Here is a 17,076-nt window from a genome sequence, read left to right on the forward strand (position 1 = left end):
TCGAAGGCGCGCAGGGCTTCGATGATGGTGACGACCAGGACGACGGTGTTGGTGGGGCGCAGGGTGGGGAAGATGACGTTCTTGAACGTCTGCCATTCGTTGGCGCCGTCCAGGGAGGACGCCTCGCGCAGGGCCGGGTCGACGCCTTTGAGGCCGGCGAGGTAGAGGATCATCATGTAGCCGGTGTGGCGCCAGGAGGCGGCGACGAGGATGGCCCACAGGTTGAGGTGGGGGTCGCCGATCCAGTCGATGTAGTGGCCGGGTTTGTTGGCGCCGATGAGGCTGTTGATCAGGCCGGTGTCGGGGTTGTAGACGAGCTGCCAGACGAATCCGGTGACCGCGAGCGAGACGACGACCGGGAGGAAGAACGCGGTCTGGTAGACGCGGCTGAAGCGGATCTTCTTGTCGAGCTGGATCGCGAGGAACAGCCCGAGCGGGGTCGGGATCAAGATGAGCACGACGAACCAGATGACGTTGTGCTCGACGGCGGGCCAGAACTGCGGGTTGCTGGTGAACAGGTCGCGGAAGTTCTGCAGCCCGACCCACTTGATGGAGTCGAAGCCGATGCCGTCCCAGGTGGTGAAGGCGAGGGCGATGGAAGCCAGCGCCGTGATCCACACCAGAGCGACGTGCAGGAGCGTCGGGACGCCGGCCATCAGGGTCAGGGTGAGCCGGTCGCGGCGGGTGAGAAGGCGTTGGTGCCCCTGCGACCTCTTGTGGGAGGCGTGGGCGCGTCGGCCCGGAGGCGGCACGGTGACCGCCTCCGGCGTCTTGTACGTGGTCTCAGTGGTCATGAGGAGGCGAATATCTGCTTCTTCTGGCGCTCGATGGACGACAGCAGGCTGTCGATGCCCTTGGGGTCGCGGATGAACTTCTGCAGCGCGGGCTGCATCACCGTCGAGGTGAAGTCCGGCCGGGAGTCACGGTCCATGAACTGCGTCAGGCTCTTCGCGCCCGCGATCATGTCGTACGCCTTCTTCTGCAGCGGCGTGTACGAGGAGGTGTCGGCCTTGGAGGAGGCGGCCACCACACTCGGGTCGGCCTTGAGGTAGATCTGCTCGGCCTCGGGGGTGCCCAGGAACTCCAGCAGCTTGAAGGCGGCCTCCTTGTTCTTGGGGGCCTTGCTCAGCATGAAGCCGTCGGTCGGGGCCTCGACGGTGTCCTGCCCGAACTGCGGGTCGATCTCCGGGAAGGCGAAGAAGTCCAGGTCGTCCAGGTCGGCCTTGTTGGTGAACTGCTGCGCCACGAACGTGCCCAGCACGTACATGCCCGCCTTCTTCGACACCAGCGTCTGCGCCGCGTCCTGCCAGGTGCGGCCCACGGCGCCGTCCTGGTGGTAGGGCAGGATCTCGGTCCACTGGTCGAAGACCTTGCGGACCTTGGGGTCCGTCCAGGCCGCCTTGCCGGCCATCAGGTCGACGTGGAAGTCGTAGCCGTTGGTGCGGAAGTTGATCTGGTCGAAGGTGCCCATCGCCGGCCACATGTCCTTGTCGCCGAACGCGATCGGGACCAGGCCGTCCTTCTTCATCCGCTTGCACAGCGCGACCAGCTCGTCCCACGTGGTGGGGACCTTGTAGCCCTTCTCCTGGAAGACGCTCTTGCGGTAGAAGACCGCCCAGGGGTACGTGGTCAGGGGCACGAAGTAGTACTTGTCGTCCGCGCCCTTGCTGAGCTTCTGCATCGCACCGGGGAAGTTGCCGCCGATCCTGAGCCACACGTCGTCGATCGGGGTGGCGAGGCCCTTGTTGGCGAAGAACTGCATCCGGTAGCCGGCGAACCAGGTGAACACGTCGTCCGGGGTGCCCTGGAGGTAGGAGTTGATCTGCTCCTGGAACGTGTTGTGGTCCTTGGTGTTGACGTCGACCTTGATCCCGGACTGCTTGGTGAAGGCCGCGTAGATCTCCGCGAACGCCTTCTTCGGCACCGCGTCCGAGGAGTTCGAGCCGAGGGAGACGGTCTTCGAGTCGGAGGCCGTGCCGCTGCCGCCGCAGGCGCTCAGCAGGGGTATGCCCGCCCCCGCGAGAAGTGCGGCGCCGCCGACACCGCGCAGCAGGCTGCGACGACTGGGGGAGGGCAGGGGTCTGCCGTGAGGAGAAAGGTGCATTTCGGCTCCAGAGGGGGCGGCCGTACCCAGGCTTGGCACGGCGGCCTGAAGGGGTGTGGGTGGAGAGAGTCACGGAGGCGGCCGCCAAAGCGACCAGAAACAAACGTGATCGAACAAGGTCGATCGGTGGCTGCCAGGAAGAGTGAACGTTTCGTGGGGCCACTGTCAAGGCTCTGCGTCGCATGACTTGTGTCGGGCGGGAGTGCTCGCCCTCCGGTCGGACCGGCCTCGCCTACCTCGTCGGAATGTCTGGGTGTCGCCCGGTCGGTTACGCCGTCACCGGCGGGGATGTCCTGGAGGGGCTCGCTCGCGACGTACTGCCGACGACCCGCTCTGAACGGCCGCCGCAGGGAAGTGGGGCTGTCGGAGCTCTTGACGTGCGCCCCTCTGCTGCGTAGACATGACCGCGCGATCAGATCGCGCGGTCAGACCGCGTGGTCATGCCGTTGAACTCGTTCGATGCAGGGAATACACCCCACCGCCCCACCGAAGCCGGGCGGTCCTCCGCACCACCGCACCGAAAACACCCGTCCCCCGTCATCGGAGCCGCACATGTCCCCTGCGCAGCCAGGCGCCAGACCCGGCGCCGTTCCGCGTCCCACCGCGCACCTGTTCCTGATGCTCGCCCTGATCGTCGCCGCGGCGACGCTGGTGCTGCCCGCCGCGGGCAGGGCACAGGCCCTCTCCGCCCCCGCCCGGACCCTGTACACCCCGCCGTCCGACGCCCCCGCCCCCGGCTCGCTCTACCCGCGGGGACTGCGCCTGCAGCACAACGGCTCGGCGAACGGCACCCTCCTCGCCACCTTCGAGCAGTACACCAACGGCACTCCGGTCTTCCCCGTCTACCGCAGCACCGACAACGGCACCTCCTGGACGAAGATCTCCGATGTCGAGGACACCCAGAACGGCTGGGGCATGCGCTGGGAGCCCGAGCTGTTCGAACTTCCCCGGGCCATGGGCGGTTTCCCGGCCGGAACGATCCTGGCCGCCGGCGACTCCGTCCCGGCCGACCGGGCGGGGACGAAGATCGACCTGTACGCCAGCACCGACCGCGGACAGACCTGGGCCTTCGTCACCAACATCGCCACCGGCGGCGAGGCGATATCCAGCAACGGCCACACCCCGGTGTGGGAGCCCTTCTTCCTGCTCTCCGGAGACCGGCTGATCGTCTACTACTCCGACCAGCGTGACACCGCGCACGGGCAGGAGATCGTGCACCAGGTCTCCACGGACCTCCGCACCTGGGGCCCGGTCGTGGACGACGTGTCGAAGCCGACCTACGCGGACCGGCCGGGCATGCCCGTGGTCACCCGGCTGCCCAACGGCAACTACGTGATGACCCACGAGTACTGCGGTGCGCCCGAGGGCGGCTGCTCCGTGTACTACAAGATCTCCTCCGACCCCGAGGCGTTCGGTGCCGCCACCGACCAGGTGCTGCGAGCCACCGACGGCACCGTTCCGAGCGGGGCTCCCTACGTCACCTGGCTGCCCACCGGGGGTCCGAACGGCACCCTCGTCGTCAGCGGCGACACCGTGCAAGACCTGTTCCTGAACACCCAGAACGGCGACCCGAACGCCTGGACCCGCATCCTTGCCAACGTCCCCCGCGGCTACAGCCGGGGCCTGCTCCCCCTGGCCGACGGGCACAGTCTGATGGTGTTCACCGGCGGCCGCGCCGGGGTGAGCACCCTGAACCCCGTCCAGTACAGCGTCATCGACCTGGGCGGCGGGATCTCCGACGGCGCGACCTACACCGTCTCCAACGCGAACAGCGGCCTGAAGCTCACCATCGCGGGCGGCTCGACCAACAACGGCACCTACGCCACCCAGCAGAACACCACCAACGCCACCGATCAGCAGTGGCGGTTCGTCCAGCAGCCCTCCGGCTACTTCAAGATCTTCAACGTGGCCGGCGGGAAGGTCCTGGGGGTGGAGAACCAGTCCACCGCCGACGGCGCCAGGATCCTCCAGTGGGACGACAACGGCACCCTCGACCACGAGTGGGCCGTCGCGCCGCACCCCGCGGGCGGCTACACCGTCACCAACCGCGTCACCGGCAAGTACCTCGAGATCCCCAACGCCTCTACCGCGGCCGGCCAGTGGAGCGGCACCGGCTGCGCCTGTCAGCGCTGGAACCTCACTCAGACCGCCCTGCCGCCCCTCGGCACCGGTCAGTACATCCTCGTCAACAAGAACAGCGGCAAGTACCTCGACATCCCCAACGCCTCCACCACCTCCGGTACCGCGGCCGACCAGTGGCGCAACTCCGCCTGCAACTGCCAGCTGTTCACCTTCCAGTCCGCGGGCAACGGGGCCTGGACCATCAAGAACGTCAACAGCAACCTCAACCTCGACATCCGCAACTCCGCCGGCACGGCAGGCGCGGCCGTCGTCCAGAACACCGCCTCCGGCGCCGACTCCCAGAAGTGGACTCTCGTCGACGCGGGCGAGGGCTACTACCGACTCCGGAACGTGAACAGCACCCTCGTCGCCGGTATCGCCCAGTCCTCCACCGCCGACGGTGGGGCCGTCATCCAGTGGAACGGCCTCAGCGTCGACGACCAGCTCTGGAAGATCGTCCGTATCAACTGACCCGACGGCACTCGATCGGCGAGCCCGGCAGGTGGCTGCCGGGCTCGCCCCCTTGCCACGTGGGGGCGCGCTGCGGGCCCGGCACGGCAGCGCGGTTAAGCGCCGGACGACGGCACCGCCAGCCGGCCCGCCCCCTCACCATGGAACGGTGGGCCGCCGGGTGCCGCTCGCGGAACGAGTCGCAGTCGTGGGCGCCGTCGCTCAAGATGAAGTAAGAGTCTCACCCGAGAGGGGAGGACGCCATGAGGGTGGGAGTGCTGACCGGCGGGGGTGACTGCCCCGGTCTCAACGCCGTGATCCGCAGCGTCGTCCGGAAAGGCGTCCAGGAGTACGGCTTCGATTTCGTAGGCCTGCGCGACGGCTGGCTCGGCGCGCTCCAGAACGTAGTGGTGCCGCTCGACATCCCCAGCGTGCGGGGGATCCTCCCGCGCGGCGGCACCATCCTCGGTTCCTCCCGCACCAACCCGTTCAAGCACGAGAACGGGGTCCGGCGCATCCAGGACACCCTTGCCGCCCACCACATCGACGCGCTCGTCGTGATCGGCGGCGAGGACACGCTCGGTGCGGCGGCCGAGTTGAGCCGTCAGGGGATCCGGCTGGTCGGCGTGCCGAAGACGATCGACAACGACGTGCCCGGCACCGACTACACCTTCGGCTTCAACACGGCCGTGGGTATCGCGACCGAAGCCATCGACCGCCTCCACACCACCGCCGAGTCGCACATGCGCACCCTGGTGGTGGAGGTGATGGGACGGCACTCCGGGTGGATCGCCCTGCACGCCGGTGTCGCCGGCGGCGCCAACGTGATCCTCGTCCCGGAGCGGCCGTTCGACATCGACCAGGTCTGCGCGTGGGTGCAGAGCCGATTCAAGTTCAACTACGCGCCGATCGTCGTCGCTGCCGAGGGCGCCGTGCCCAAGGAGGGGCGGATGGTCCTCAAGGATCGGTCGCTGGACGAGTACGGCCATGTGCGGCTGTCCGGCATCGGCGAGTGGCTGGCCCAGGAGATCTCCCAGCGCACGGGCACGGACGCCCGCACGACGGTCCTCGGCCACATCCAGCGCGGCGGGACTCCGAGCGCCTTCGACCGGTGGCTGGCCACACGCTTCGGGCTGCACGCCGTCGACGCGGTCAAAGAGGGCGACTTCGGCAGGATGGTGGCCCTGCACGGGACCCGGATCGTCCGGGTCCCGATCCCCGACGCCGAGACGAAGACCAGGGTGGTCGACGCGTCGCTGTACGACGAGTTCGAGGTGTTCTTCGGTTGACCCCGCGTTCCTCCGCCGTCACTCGGCGTACGGTACGACTGCCACCGGGCACGAGGAGTGGTGCAGTACGGCGTGGGTGACCGGCCCCAGCCGGCCCTCGCCTCTTTGCGGGCCGGTGCGACGGCCCACCACCAGCAGGCCCGCTCCCCGGGACGCATTCAGGAGCGCCTGCGCGGGGTGGAGCAGGACGACGTCGGTGCGGACCGTCACCTCTGGATACGTCTCCCGCCACTTGTGCAGCGCGTCCGACAGACGCAGAACCTCTTGGTCCTCCCAGGTGGCGCGGTCCTCCTCGGTCACGAACAGCGTTCCGGCCGCCACGGCTTCGGCGGGAAGGGCCCATGCCTGTACCGCCCGCAGGAGCACGTCGCGTGCCTCAGCCGCCGCGAACGCGAAGTCCGCCACCTCCCCGACCGGACGGTGCGCGTCGAAACCCATCACGACCTGGGCGTCGGCGTCATGCCTTCGCATCCCGTTCCCGAAGCCGCCGACCTGGGGTTCGGGCACCACTACGAGGGGGCAGTCGGCGGCCGCCGTCATCCGAAGGGCCACCGAGCCGACCGTCAGACCCGCGAAGCCCCCCGTGCCTCGTGCGCCGACCACGAGAAGTCCGGCGCAGTGCGCCGCGGCGAGGAGTGCCACGGCAGGAGCTTCGGCGGTCTGCTCGCCCCGCACCCGCAGATCGGGGTGGCGGGCGCCCAGATCGGCGATCACCTGCTGGAGCACATGCTCACCCAGCTGGTGCAGCCTTTCCCTGGCCGGGGCCGGGACGGCGTCACCCGGAAGCGGTGGAGAGGCGTGCAGGAGGCGCAGGGGAACGCCGCGCAGCACCGCTTCCCGCGCGGCCCAGTCGGCCGCCGCCAGGCTGTGTTCGGATCCATCGACACCCGCCAGCACAGGGCGACCCATTTCGTCCTCCTTCGCCCGCCGCGACCCCTTTGCCTCGTCCTCCACTGTTCCATGGAGCGGCCTCCGGGGCCGACCGATCGTTGCGCGTTTCTTACTAACATGTAAGTTAGAAGCATGACTTCGATCCTGGCCGAAGCGGCCGCAACAGACATCAGCGCCCTTGAGGCGTTCTGCGATCGATGGGAGAAGGCCTGGAACGAGCACGACGGCGACGCTGCGGCGGCGCTGTGCGCCGCAGATCTGGTGTATGACGAGCCGGCGCTGGGCGAGACGGCGCACGGCCCCGACAGCATCCGCGACTTCGTGACACAGATGGCGCACACCTTCCCCGACTACTCGTTCACCCGCATGGGGCTGTACGGGGAAGTGACGCGGCGGGCCGTGCTGGTGGCGTGGCGCTTCTCAGGGACCCTCGCCGGCACCGATCAGCGCGTGGAGTTCCACGGTGACGACCGTCTCGAACTGGGCGAGGACGGCCTGATCCACGCCTACCGGTGCCTGTACGACTACCGCTTCGTGCTGAGCCAGCTCAGCCGAGCGGAAACCGGGAAGTGACCGAGCCGGTCCGCTCTCGTAAACCCGCTGCCGTGCGGCGAGCGGAGATCATGGAGGCGGCTGACGCGGAGTTCGCCCTGAAGGGACTGTCGGGCGCGGGCATCGAGGCGATCGCCGCACGAGTCGGGATCTCGCACCCCCGGATCGTGCAGATGTTCGGCTCGAAGCGGGAACTGTTCCTTCAGGTCGTTCACGCGACCTACGACCGGATCGAGTCCACGTTCGAGAGCGCCGAACCGACGCTCGGCGCGCTCGGCGACGCCTACCGGCATCTCCTGCAGAGCCGGCCCACCGTCGGGCTCATCATGTTGCAGGCCTACGCCGCGGCGGGCGACACGTCAGTGCAGGAGTCGGTACGGCGACGCCAGCTCGACCTCCAGCAGACCGTCACCCGTCTGACGGAAGCCGATCCGATGCAGGTGCGCTCCTTCTTCGCCACCGGACTCGTCCTGACGGTCTCCACGGTGCTGGACCTGCCTGAACGGCGCGCCGACACGGAGTGGGGCGCCTGGATCATCGGCCTCACGGATCCACCTGCCGACGAGCGGTGAGGCGCAAGCATGATCGGCACGCAGGCGCGCCCCTGCGGCGGAACTGTTGCGCCAATGGGAGCCCACTTTCCCGAAAAGGATGCATCATGACAGAACACCTCCAGATCACGTCGGCTTCAGGCACCTTCGACGCGATCGCAGCGGGACCCGCCGACGGCCGGCCCGTCCTGCTCCTGCACGGCTTTCCCCAGAGCGCCACCATCTGGGAGGAGCAGCTGACCGCACTGGGTGACCGGGGCTTCCGCGCAGTCGCGCCCGATACCCGTGGCTATTCGCCAGGTGTGCGCCCCATGCGTGCCGACGCGTACGGGGTGAGCGAACTGGTCGGAGACGTACTGGCGGTGGCCGACGCACTCGACTGGGACCGCTTCGACCTCGTCGGTCACGACTGGGGCGGTGCCGTCGCCTGGTGGACCGCGGCCCGGCACGCCGAGCGACTGCGCACGCTCACCGCTGTGTCGACGCCGCATCCCGGTGCGTTGAGCGAGGCACTGCGCGCCGACGACGACCAGCGCCGGCGCTTCCAGTACCAGCAGGACTGGCGGAGTCCCGAGACAGAGGCCCGCTTCCTGGCGGACGACGCGGCGCTACTGCGTTCCCTCTATCAGGGCAAGGTTCCCGGCCGTCAGGTCGACGCGTACGTAGAGCGTCTGTCCGAGCCTGGTGCACTGAGCGCGGCCCTCAACTACTACCGGGCGGACCGGCCCGACGCCGCGGTAGGGAAGATTCAGGTGCCCACGCTCTACGTCTGGGGCGCCGAGGACGTCGCGTTCGGGGCGACCACAGCTCATGCCACCGAGCAATGGGTGAGCGGCTCCTACTCGTTCCACGCCTTGCACGGCGTCGGTCATTGGGTCCCGGACGAGGTTCCCGAAGTCCTCACCAGCCTGATAGTCGACCACCTGAACGAGAATTAGCCCGCTCTCATCCAGTCTCGCCCTCGATGTCGCGGACCAGGTCGATGGCCCGGCCGAGGTTGGTGAGCCGTGCGTCCAGGGTCTCGCCGGCGGGGTAGAAGCGGACGGTGTCGACACCGGCGTCGCGCCACACCCGCAGCCGCGCCCGCACCATGTCCTCGGTGCCGATCAGCGTGGTGGCCAGCACCATCTCGTCAGTCACGAGACCGGCCGCGCCGTCGCGGTCTCCGGACTGCCAGCGCTCCCGGACCTCGGCCGCGACCTCGGCCCAACCCTGGCGGCTGTAGGCGCTGTTGTAGAAGTTCGTCGTCGCTGAGCCCATGCCGCCGAGGCTGAACGCCAGCTCCTTCTTGCGGCCGGCCACCATCGCGTGCAGCGCGTCCTCGTCCTCGGCGAACGCCACCTCGGCGCCCTGGCAGATGTCCAAGTCGGTGCGGGAACGACCCGATGCGGCGAGCCCCGCGTCCAAGTGGTCGAAGTACGCCTCCTTGGCACCCTCGGGCACGAAACTGGTGCCCAGCCAGCCGTCCGCGATCTCCCCGGTCAGGTGCAGCATCTTCGGCGAGAGGGTCGCCAGGTAGATCGGGACGTCGTGCTCGGCGCGCATCGACAGCCGCATGGGCTTCGCTTCCCCGCCCGGCAGCGGGAGTTGGAACTCACGCCCCGTGTAGGAGACTTTCTCCCCCGAGGTGGCCTGCCGCACGATCTCGACCGTCTCGCGCATCCGGGACAGCGGCCGGGCGAACGGCACCCCGTGCAGACCTTCGATCACCTGTGGCCCGGACGGGCCCAGCCCCAGCAGAAAGCGACCCTCGGAGAGGTTCGACAGGGTGATCGCGGCCCGGGCGATGGCCATCGGTGTGCGGGTGGCGAGCTGAATGATGGCCGAGCCGAGCAGCATGCGCTCGGTCTTCGCGGCGAGGTAGCCCAGCGGCGACGGCGCCTCGGCACCCCAGGCCTCCGCGACCCAGCAGATGTCCATGCCGAGTTTCTCCGCCTCCACGACGAAGTCGACCGTCTCCGGCCAGTTCGCGGAAGCCTCGATCGTGGTCGACGTACGCATCACACACGCGCCTTTCCAGGCTCTTCGGCCAGCTTCCTGATCGCCTCAAGCGTGGTGGCGATGTTGCTCTCGAACTCACGCATGCGCACGAAGACGATCTTCTGCTCCTTCTCCGGCATACGGTCGATGGCGACGGACAGGCCCGAGCGGCCCGGCCCCATCTGCATCCACTGCCTCAGCAACGTGCCGTCGTCCCGCGGCTCCAGCGTGAACCGCCAGATCGCTGACGGGAACTGCGGATCCGCCACCGCCCAGGCGAACACCCTCAGGGGCTCGTACTCGACGATGTGGGACGTGGTGGCCCACTCGCCGAACGCCTCGTGCTTGCTCCGGCCCACGAAACGGGCCCCCAGCGCAGGTCCTGTCCGTCCGTCCAGCCACTCCACCGACTGCAGTTCCGAACTCAGGCTCGGCATCAGTTCGATGTCGGACACCAGCTCCCACACCCGTTCGGGCGGGGCAGCAATCCAGATCGGCACCTCGACATTCGGCTTGTCCGCATAGAGCGCGCCCGTCCACTCCAAGATCCGGACCTCCTCATCAGTACGACAACCTTCAGGAAGATACAGCCCTGACCATCAAAGTTGTTTAAAAAGACTCACTTGTCAAGGGAGGTGGCGTTCTTCGGGCAGGGCTGATTCAGCGGGCGAACCGCTCCCGCACATCCGGCCGCTCGGCCAGGCGCGGCGGATAGCCCGGCCCCAGCCGGGCGTGCGTGTTGTCGGCGGTCATCGGCTCACCGCAGGCGGCGCACACCACTTCGGCGTGGCTCTCCTGGCCGCAGACGTCGTGATACATCACCACCGGTGGACCTTCCTCACCGGACAGCCAGCGATCCCCCCAGTGGTTCATGGCCAGCAACACCTTGTGGAAGTCACGCCCCTTCTCCGTGAGTACGTAGTCGTACCGGACCGGCTCGGTCTGGTAGGGCCGCTTCTCCATCAAGCCCTCGTCCACGAGCCGTCGCAGCCGGTCGGTCAGCGTGTTGCGAGCGATCCCCAGCGACTCCTGGAACTCGTCAAAGCGCTTGATCCCGTATCCGGCCTCCCGCAGCACCAGGGGCGTCCACCAGTCACCCAGCAGGTCCATGGTCCGAGCGATCGAGCAGGGCCAATGCGCGAAGGATGTACGCCTCATGACGCCAGCATACGGTCCGTCTCGAAAAGAAACCCAGCAGGTTGCGTCGCTCAGTCATGGCCTCAACGGACGCGTCGACGTTCGGCCTCACCCTGCTCCGCCGGTCCAAGTCGAATGGCTTGGGCACTCCCCCCGGCTGTCACTCTTGGTTACTATGCTCACTTCATGCCGGAGGCCGGAAGCAGGGGGCGCGCCGCCAGCGGCGAACTGCTGTGGAGGGAGACGAGCGTGCCACTCGAAACTCCCCGGATTCTCCCCGGGGCTGAGCGTGGACGTTTCTCCGGATTGCAGCGCCTTGGAGGTGGCCGTGAAATGCAAGGCGAATGAGCGACAGGGTCTTCAGAAATGTTGAGAGAGGTCGCCGCAACCCGCTATATCGAGCCCCTGCGCTCCGGCGGCTCCGTCCCCGGAGTCGTCGAGGCCGACGACCTCGGCACGTACGTCGTGAAGTTCACGGGCTCCGCGCAGGGCCGCAAGGCGCTGGTCGCCGAGGTGATCGTCGGTGAGCTGGCGCGCGCCCTCGGGCTGCGGTTTCCCGAGCTGGTCCTCGTGCACTTCGACCCGGCGATCGCGGACAGCGAGCCCCACCAGGAGGTCCGGGAACTCCACGGGGCGAGCGCCGGGGTCAACCTCGGCATGGACTACCTGCCGGGCGCGAAGGACTTCACTCCGGAGGTCGCCAAGACCTTCCGCGTGGACCCGCTGGAGGCGGGCAGGATCGTCTGGCTGGACGCCCTGACCGTCAACGTCGACCGTACGGTCCACAGCTCCAACCTGATGATCTGGCCGACGTTCGGAACCGTGCCGGCGCGCCTGTGGCTGATCGACCACGGCGCCGCCCTGGTCTTCCACCACCGCTGGGACGCCTCCGACCCGGCGAAGGCGTACGACTTCCGCCACCACGCCATGGGCCACTACGGCCCGGACGTACGAGCCGCTGACGCCGAGCTGGCGCCGAAGGTGACCGAGGAGCTGCTGCGGTCGATCGTGGCCGAGGTCCCGGACGCCTGGCTGGCCGACGAGCCCGGCTTCGCGACCCCGGACGAGGCCCGCAGCGCGTACGTGGACTACCTCCACGCGCGCGTGCGGGCGTCCGAGCAGTGGCTCCCCACGGACTTCCCCACCCGGGAGGAACTCGCCGCCGAGGAGGCCCAGCGCGCGGCGAAGACGCAGCAGGGCCGCCCCAAGTGGCTCAAACGCGTCCCCGACCTGCACGGCAAGCCGGCGGCGGAACAGGATTGGTCGGTGCACCTCGGATGACGGACGTCCAGCGCGTTGAGATCGAGTACTGCACCCAGTGCCGCTGGCTGCCCCGTGCCGCCTGGCTCGCCCAGGAACTCCTCACGACCTTCGAGGCCGAGCTGACGGACCTGGCCCTCAAGCCGGGCCGGGGCGGGGTCTTCGTCGTCCGCGTGAACGGCGAGGTCGTCTGGGACCGGCGGGAGCAGGGGTTCCCGGAGCCGACGGCGGTGAAGAAGGCCGTACGCGACCGAGTGGCCCCGGGGAAGTCCCTGGGCCACTCGGACCGGTGAGGCTTCAGCCGCGCAGCTGCTCGTACGCCGGCAGCGTGAGGAAGTCCGCGTAGTCCTCGTCGAGAGCGACCTGCAGCAGCAGGTCGTGGGCCTGCTGCCAGTGGTCGGCCGTGAAGGCCTCCTCGCCGATCTCGGCCCTGATGTCGGCGAGCTCCTCGGCGGCGACCTGGCGGGCCAGCTCGGGCGTGACCTTCACCGTGGTACCGGTGGGGTCCTCGAACTCCACGCCCGCGTTGATCCACTGCCAGATCTGCGAGCGGGAGATCTCGGCGGTGGCCGCGTCCTCCATCAGGTTGAAGATCGCGACGGCGCCCAGGCCGCGCAGCCAGGCCTCGATGTAACGGATGCCGACCTGCACGGCGTTGACGAGCCCGTTGTACGTCGGCCTGGCGTCCAGGGAGTCGACGGCGATCAGGTCGGCGGCCTTGACGTCGACGTCCTCGCGCAGCCGGTCCTTCTGGTTGGGCTTGTCGCCGAGGACCCGGTCGAAGGACTCCATGGCGATCGGGACCAGGTCGGGGTGGGCGACCCAGGAGCCGTCGAAACCGTCGTTCGCCTCACGGTCCTTGTCGGCGCGGACCTTCTCGAAGGCGACCTTGTTGACCTCCGCGTCCCGGCGTGAGGGGATGAACGCGGCCATGCCGCCGATGGCGTGCGCACCGCGCTTGTGGCAGGTGCGGACGAGGAGTTCGGTGTACGCCCGCATGAACGGGGCGGTCATCGTGACCGCGTTGCGGTCCGGCAGGACGAACTTGGCGCCGCCGTCACGGAAGTTCTTGACGATGGAGAACAGGTAGTCCCAGCGTCCCGCGTTCAACCCGGAGGCGTGGTCGCGGAGTTCGTAGAGGATCTCCTCCATCTCGTACGCGGCCGTGATGGTCTCGATGAGCACGGTGGCGCGGACGGTGCCCTGCGGGATGCCGAGGTGGTCCTGGGCGAAGACGAACACCTCGTTCCACAGGCGGGCTTCGAGGTGCGACTCGGTCTTCGGGAGGTAGAAGTACGGGCCCTTGCCCAGGTCGAGCAGACGCCTCGCGTTGTGGAAGAAGTACAGGCCGAAGTCGACGAGGGCGCCGGGGACTTGAGTGCCGTCGGCGTCGACCAGGTGCCGCTCGCCGAGGTGCCAGCCGCGCGGGCGCATGACGACGGTGGCGAGCTCGTCGGCGGGGCGCAGAGCGTACGACTTGCCGGACCTGGGGTCGGTGAAGTCGATGTTCCGGGTGTAGGCGTCGATCAGGTTGAGCTGGCCGAGGACCACGTTCTCCCACGTCGGCGCGGAGGCGTCCTCGAAGTCCGCGAGCCACACCTTGGCACCCGAGTTGAGGGCGTTGATGGTCATCTTGCGGTCGGTGGGGCCGGTGATCTCCACCCGGCGGTCGTCGAGGGCCGCGGGGGAGGGGGCCACCTTCCAGGAGTCGTCGGCGCGGATCGCGGCGGTCTCCGGCAGGAAGTCGAGCGTGGACGTGCGGGCGATCTCGGCGCGGCGCTCCGCGCGGCGGGCGAGGAGTTCGTCACGGTGCGGGGTGAACCGCCGGTGCAGCTCGGCCACGAAGGCGAGGGCCGCTTCGGTGAGCACCTCCTCCTGTCGCGGCAGGGGCTCGGCGTCGACGATGGCCAGCGGGGACGGCGCTGGTGCGGACATGAGCTGTCACTTCCTTCAGCGAGCTGCGTGCGGGCTTCGGCACCGGGTGCCAGTCGACCCGGGTGGGGCGGGAAGCGCCTGCGACCTTCGGGTGCTTCTGAACAGTGGATAGTAGTTTCCTCATGGTGGAAGTTCAATGTTTTGTTGACATCAAGATTCTTCGGGTCGAGGAAACGTGGCGCTCGGTGCCAGGCCGCTCACTCGAGGTGGGCGAGATCGGTCTCCGTGTCGATGTCGTAGGGGCGCGCCACGTCTCCGCACTCGACCAGCGTGATCGCGTCCTCATGGGCCCTCAGGTAGGCGCGTGCCCCCCGGTCGCCGGCCGCGCTCGCCGCGACGCCCGCCCAGTGGGCGGCGCCCAGCAGCACGGGATGCCCGCGCGCTCCGTCGTACCCGGCCGACACCAGTGATCTGTCGTCCCGGTACGCGGCCAGCACCCTGGCCACCGCCTCCGGCCCGATGCCCGGCTGGTCGACGAGCGAGACCAGCGCCGCCCGCGCGCCCGTCCCGGCGAGCGACGTGAGCCCCGCCCGCAGCGACGACCCCATGCCCCGCTCCCACTCCGGGTTCTCCACGAGCACGCACCCGTCGAGCGCCGCGCGCTCCCGTACGGCGTCCGCGGCCGCCCCCAGGACCACGTGCACGCGCGCACATCCCGCCGTGCGCAGCACCCCCACCGCGTACTCGACGAGCGGCCGCCCCCGATGCCCGAGGAGCGCCTTGGGGCGTCCGCCGAGCCGCCGTCCGCCGCCCGCGGCGAGGACCAGCCCGGCGACAAACCCGGCGGCCGGGTCTTCCTTTTGTGTCATGCGTCCTGCATACCTGACCTTGCGGCGGCCGCACGCTTTCCGGGGGCTGAATTTCGGTCCGCGCGGTGGCGTACCCGGCTCGGGTGGCGTTTACTGACCCGCGTCCCCCGGTGCCCGACCGACGCCACGGGGTGTTCGGCGGAGGCGGGGACGGGGATCACGAGGCACGTGCTCGACGGCGTTTCCTGGGGGGAGAGCTGTGTTGCGGAGCTTGGGGCAGAGGCCAGTGACCGGCAGCGACGAGGATCCGAGGGTGGCCGGGCTGCGGACCGCCGTGTCCCGCCTGCGCCGTGAACTCGCCGCACATCCGGCCGACTTCCCCGACCGGGCCATAGCGGAGGACGAGCTCGCCGCCCTCGCCGCGATGGCGACCCACGGCATCCCGGAGATCCCCCGGCTGCGCCGCTCGCTGCTTCTGATCGCCGGCGCGATCGGCTCGGTGAGCGCGCTGTCGACGAGTCTCGGGAACGTGCGCAGCGCGGTGGAGCTGTTCGGGGAGCCGCCGCGCCGCTGAGCGGTCGCCGGGCGGGTCAGACGGCGCAGGCCAGCTCGTAGCCGCCGGTCTGCATGTCCTCGCACAGGGCGCGGCAGGCGTCGAGCCGCTCGGTGAACCCGGGCGAACTCTGCCAGGCGCGCAGCGACTCGCGGCTCTCCCAGGCGGCGAACGACACGAAGGACTGGGGGCTGCCGAGGTTGCGGATCAGGCGGGCGCCGAGGAATCCGTCGTGGTTCTCCTTGGTCCAGGTGAGGAACTTCTGCCAGCGCCCGACGAACTCCTCGCCCTGCCCCGCCTTGACGTGCCAGTTTCCCGAGGACCATGTCTCGCTCTCCCGCAACATGGGCGCACCTCACTCCGTAGCCGGCCTCTGGCCACAGGCTAGGAACCACCTGCCCGCCCCGCCCCCCGGAAAGAGCCGAACGGGTCGTCACCGGATACTGCCCGCACTGCTCTCTGGTGGCCACGCCTCGCCGTACCGCCGGAGACGCCCCGGTCCGCCGGAGAGGCGTCAGGCGGGTGGTGTGGTGTTCGCCAGCGCGTCCGAGAGTTCCATCGCCACCTGCTGCAGCACCGGCACGATACGGTCCGTCGCCGTCTCCGTGACCCGGCCCGCCGGGCCGGAGATGGAGATGGCCGCGGCGGTGGGGGAGTCGGGCACGGAGACCGCGAGGCAGCGCACGCCGATCTCCTGCTCGTTGTCGTCGACCGCGTAGCCGAGGCGCCGCACGTCCTGGAGCGCGGCCAGGAAGCCGTCCGGGGTGGTGATGGTCTTCTCCGTCGCGGCGGGCATGCCGGTGCGGCCGAGCAGGGCGCGTACTTCGTCGTCCGGGAAGCCGGCGAGCAGCGCCTTGCCGACGCCCGTGGAGTGCGGCAGGACGCGCCGGCCGACCTCGGTGAACATGCGCATCGAGTGCTTCGAGGGCACCTGCGCCACGTACACGATCTCGTCCCCGTCGAGCAGCGCCATGTTCGCCGTCTCGCCGGTCTCGTCGACCAGACGGGCGAGGTAGGGGCGGGCCCAGGTGCCGAGCAGCCGGGAGGCGGACTCCCCGAGGCGGATCAGGCGCGGGCCGAGCGCATACCGGCGGTTGGGCTGCTGGCGGACGTAACCGCAGGCCACGAGGGTGCGCATCAGGCGGTGGATGGTGGGCAGGGGGAGGCCGCTGCTCACCGACAGTTCGCTCAGCCCCACCTCGCCGCCCGCATCCGCCATCCGCTCGAGCAGGTCGAAGGCGCGCTCGAGGGACTGGACCCCGCCGCCGGCGGACCGGGCGGAGTCGGTGGTGCTGGCGCTGGACGTCGGCACGGCGCGTTCCTTTCGGGACTGGCAGGAGGCAGAAGCCTACCCGGCAGTCGGTTGACTCCCCGCTTGTGCGTAGCTACGTTCTGCTTGCCGGAATCTTCATTCCGTCTTGTGGAAACCTACAGGATGGGCTCCTGAGGTGCACTGTGAAGAAGTGTGCCCTTGACGGTGCCTCGGCGGGAGTGAAGACTCCTT

General features: G+C 69.1%; 18 protein-coding genes. 8 read left to right on the forward strand and 10 right to left on the reverse strand.

All coding sequences use genetic code 11. The features are described 5' to 3' along the window. Positions 1-794 (reverse strand): carbohydrate ABC transporter permease (locus tag ACGFNV_RS00005; protein ID WP_393618033.1); only part of this gene is annotated, 794 nt, incomplete at its 3' end. Continuing rightward, positions 791-2,104 carry an ABC transporter substrate-binding protein gene (locus ACGFNV_RS00010; protein ID WP_393618035.1) on the reverse strand — a complete coding sequence of 438 codons (1,314 nt, stop codon included), beginning with the start codon at positions 2,102-2,104 and terminating at the stop codon, positions 791-793. The genes ACGFNV_RS00010 and ACGFNV_RS00005, both read right to left, overlap by 4 nt. Positions 2,105-2,656: 552 nt before the next feature. Here ACGFNV_RS00010 and ACGFNV_RS00015 point away from each other — a divergent pair. Then, on the forward strand, positions 2,657-4,696 hold the full coding sequence (locus ACGFNV_RS00015; protein ID WP_393618037.1) for an RICIN domain-containing protein: 2,040 nt from the start codon (positions 2,657-2,659) through the stop codon (positions 4,694-4,696). Positions 4,697-4,938: 242 nt separating this feature from the next. Next, positions 4,939-5,964: a 6-phosphofructokinase gene (locus ACGFNV_RS00020; protein WP_393618039.1), complete on the forward strand. Its 1,026-nt coding sequence runs from the start codon at positions 4,939-4,941 to the stop codon at positions 5,962-5,964. A gap of 18 nt (positions 5,965-5,982) precedes the next feature. On the opposite strand, the gene ACGFNV_RS00025 is transcribed toward ACGFNV_RS00020, so the two are convergent. Further along, positions 5,983-6,873, reverse strand: a complete 891-nt coding sequence (locus ACGFNV_RS00025) for a universal stress protein (protein WP_393618041.1) — start codon at positions 6,871-6,873, stop codon at positions 5,983-5,985. A gap of 114 nt (positions 6,874-6,987) precedes the next feature. On the opposite strand from ACGFNV_RS00025, the gene ACGFNV_RS00030 reads away from it, so the two are divergent. The 3 genes from ACGFNV_RS00030 to ACGFNV_RS00040 all read left to right on the forward strand — a co-directional run bounded on the left by ACGFNV_RS00030 (position 6,988) and on the right by ACGFNV_RS00040 (position 8,896). Then, the gene (locus ACGFNV_RS00030; RefSeq protein WP_393618043.1) at positions 6,988-7,428 is read left to right on the forward strand and encodes a nuclear transport factor 2 family protein; all 441 of its coding nucleotides are present in this window, start codon (positions 6,988-6,990) and stop codon (positions 7,426-7,428) included. A 50-nt stretch (positions 7,429-7,478) separates the two neighbouring features. Further along, on the forward strand, positions 7,479-7,979 hold the full coding sequence (locus tag ACGFNV_RS00035; protein ID WP_393618045.1) for a TetR/AcrR family transcriptional regulator: 501 nt from the start codon (positions 7,479-7,481) through the stop codon (positions 7,977-7,979). 86 nt (positions 7,980-8,065) lie between these two features. After that, positions 8,066-8,896: an alpha/beta fold hydrolase gene (locus ACGFNV_RS00040; RefSeq protein ID WP_393618047.1), complete on the forward strand. Its 831-nt coding sequence runs from the start codon at positions 8,066-8,068 to the stop codon at positions 8,894-8,896. A 7-nt stretch (positions 8,897-8,903) separates the two neighbouring features. Here the strand turns inward: ACGFNV_RS00040 and ACGFNV_RS00045 are convergent, their stop codons facing one another. The 3 genes from ACGFNV_RS00045 to ACGFNV_RS00055 all read right to left on the reverse strand — a co-directional run bounded on the left by ACGFNV_RS00045 (position 8,904) and on the right by ACGFNV_RS00055 (position 11,096). Continuing rightward, entirely contained in the window at positions 8,904-9,959 is a 1,056-nt protein-coding gene (locus ACGFNV_RS00045; protein ID WP_393618049.1) for an LLM class flavin-dependent oxidoreductase, read from the reverse strand. Further along, positions 9,959-10,483 carry an SRPBCC family protein gene (locus ACGFNV_RS00050; protein ID WP_393618051.1) on the reverse strand — a complete coding sequence of 175 codons (525 nt, stop codon included), beginning with the start codon at positions 10,481-10,483 and terminating at the stop codon, positions 9,959-9,961. The genes ACGFNV_RS00045 and ACGFNV_RS00050 overlap by 1 nt, the downstream gene beginning before the upstream one ends. Before the next feature lie 115 nt (positions 10,484-10,598). Further along, positions 10,599-11,096: a winged helix-turn-helix transcriptional regulator gene (locus ACGFNV_RS00055; RefSeq protein ID WP_393618053.1), complete on the reverse strand. Its 498-nt coding sequence runs from the start codon at positions 11,094-11,096 to the stop codon at positions 10,599-10,601. Between the two features lie 345 nt (positions 11,097-11,441). Between ACGFNV_RS00055 and ACGFNV_RS00060 the strand changes: the two genes are divergently transcribed. Continuing rightward, positions 11,442-12,356: a HipA family kinase gene (locus ACGFNV_RS00060; RefSeq protein WP_393618054.1), complete on the forward strand. Its 915-nt coding sequence runs from the start codon at positions 11,442-11,444 to the stop codon at positions 12,354-12,356. Further along, entirely contained in the window at positions 12,353-12,628 is a 276-nt protein-coding gene (locus ACGFNV_RS00065; protein ID WP_393618056.1) for a SelT/SelW/SelH family protein, read from the forward strand. The genes ACGFNV_RS00060 and ACGFNV_RS00065 overlap by 4 nt, the downstream gene beginning before the upstream one ends. Positions 12,629-12,632: 4 nt before the next feature. Here the strand turns inward: ACGFNV_RS00065 and aceB are convergent, their stop codons facing one another. Together aceB and ACGFNV_RS00075 are read right to left on the reverse strand one after the other, a co-directional pair. Beyond that, complete coding sequence (aceB, locus tag ACGFNV_RS00070; RefSeq protein ID WP_393618058.1) at positions 12,633-14,270, reverse strand: malate synthase A; 1,638 nt, start codon at positions 14,268-14,270, stop codon at positions 12,633-12,635. Positions 14,271-14,467: 197 nt separating this feature from the next. After that, a complete protein-coding gene (locus ACGFNV_RS00075; protein ID WP_393618060.1) occupies positions 14,468-15,079 on the reverse strand; it encodes an NTP transferase domain-containing protein in 612 nt (203 codons plus the stop codon). A 199-nt stretch (positions 15,080-15,278) separates the two neighbouring features. Here ACGFNV_RS00075 and ACGFNV_RS00080 point away from each other — a divergent pair, with 199 nt between their 5' ends. Next, positions 15,279-15,593, forward strand: coding sequence for a DUF5955 family protein (locus tag ACGFNV_RS00080; RefSeq protein WP_393618062.1), 315 nt, complete (start codon positions 15,279-15,281; stop codon positions 15,591-15,593). 16 nt (positions 15,594-15,609) lie between these two features. Here ACGFNV_RS00080 and ACGFNV_RS00085 read toward each other — a convergent pair whose 3' ends face one another. Both ACGFNV_RS00085 and ACGFNV_RS00090 read right to left on the reverse strand, forming a co-directional pair. Further along, positions 15,610-15,918 (reverse strand): antibiotic biosynthesis monooxygenase family protein, encoded by a 309-nt coding sequence (locus ACGFNV_RS00085; protein WP_393618064.1) that lies wholly within the window; start codon positions 15,916-15,918, stop codon positions 15,610-15,612. Between the two features lie 168 nt (positions 15,919-16,086). Continuing rightward, on the reverse strand, positions 16,087-16,884 hold the full coding sequence (locus ACGFNV_RS00090) for an IclR family transcriptional regulator (protein WP_393618065.1): 798 nt from the start codon (positions 16,882-16,884) through the stop codon (positions 16,087-16,089). Between the last annotated feature and the right edge of the window lie 192 nt (positions 16,885-17,076).

This window comes from Streptomyces sp. NPDC048751, from assembly GCF_043198595.1.
Classification (GTDB): Bacteria; Actinomycetota; Actinomycetes; order Streptomycetales; family Streptomycetaceae; genus Streptomyces.

Excerpts from the sequence above, each read along its gene's own strand:
- ACGFNV_RS00010 (WP_393618035.1), bottom strand. The coding sequence starts at position 2,104 with ATGCACCTTTCTCCTCACGGCAGACCCCTGCCCTCCCCCAGTCGTCGC.
- ACGFNV_RS00015 (WP_393618037.1), top strand. The coding sequence starts at position 2,657 with ATGTCCCCTGCGCAGCCAGGCGCCAGACCCGGCGCCGTTCCGCGTCCC.
- ACGFNV_RS00020 (WP_393618039.1), top strand. The coding sequence starts at position 4,939 with ATGAGGGTGGGAGTGCTGACCGGCGGGGGTGACTGCCCCGGTCTCAAC.
- ACGFNV_RS00025 (WP_393618041.1), bottom strand. The coding sequence starts at position 6,873 with ATGGGTCGCCCTGTGCTGGCGGGTGTCGATGGATCCGAACACAGCCTG.
- ACGFNV_RS00030 (WP_393618043.1), top strand. The coding sequence starts at position 6,988 with ATGACTTCGATCCTGGCCGAAGCGGCCGCAACAGACATCAGCGCCCTT.
- ACGFNV_RS00035 (WP_393618045.1), top strand. The coding sequence starts at position 7,479 with ATGGAGGCGGCTGACGCGGAGTTCGCCCTGAAGGGACTGTCGGGCGCG.
- ACGFNV_RS00040 (WP_393618047.1), top strand. The coding sequence starts at position 8,066 with ATGACAGAACACCTCCAGATCACGTCGGCTTCAGGCACCTTCGACGCG.
- ACGFNV_RS00045 (WP_393618049.1), bottom strand. The coding sequence starts at position 9,959 with ATGCGTACGTCGACCACGATCGAGGCTTCCGCGAACTGGCCGGAGACG.
- ACGFNV_RS00055 (WP_393618053.1), bottom strand. The coding sequence starts at position 11,096 with ATGAGGCGTACATCCTTCGCGCATTGGCCCTGCTCGATCGCTCGGACC.
- ACGFNV_RS00060 (WP_393618054.1), top strand. The coding sequence starts at position 11,442 with ATGTTGAGAGAGGTCGCCGCAACCCGCTATATCGAGCCCCTGCGCTCC.
- ACGFNV_RS00065 (WP_393618056.1), top strand. The coding sequence starts at position 12,353 with ATGACGGACGTCCAGCGCGTTGAGATCGAGTACTGCACCCAGTGCCGC.
- aceB (WP_393618058.1), bottom strand. The coding sequence starts at position 14,270 with ATGTCCGCACCAGCGCCGTCCCCGCTGGCCATCGTCGACGCCGAGCCC.
- ACGFNV_RS00075 (WP_393618060.1), bottom strand. The coding sequence starts at position 15,079 with ATGACACAAAAGGAAGACCCGGCCGCCGGGTTTGTCGCCGGGCTGGTC.
- ACGFNV_RS00085 (WP_393618064.1), bottom strand. The coding sequence starts at position 15,918 with ATGTTGCGGGAGAGCGAGACATGGTCCTCGGGAAACTGGCACGTCAAG.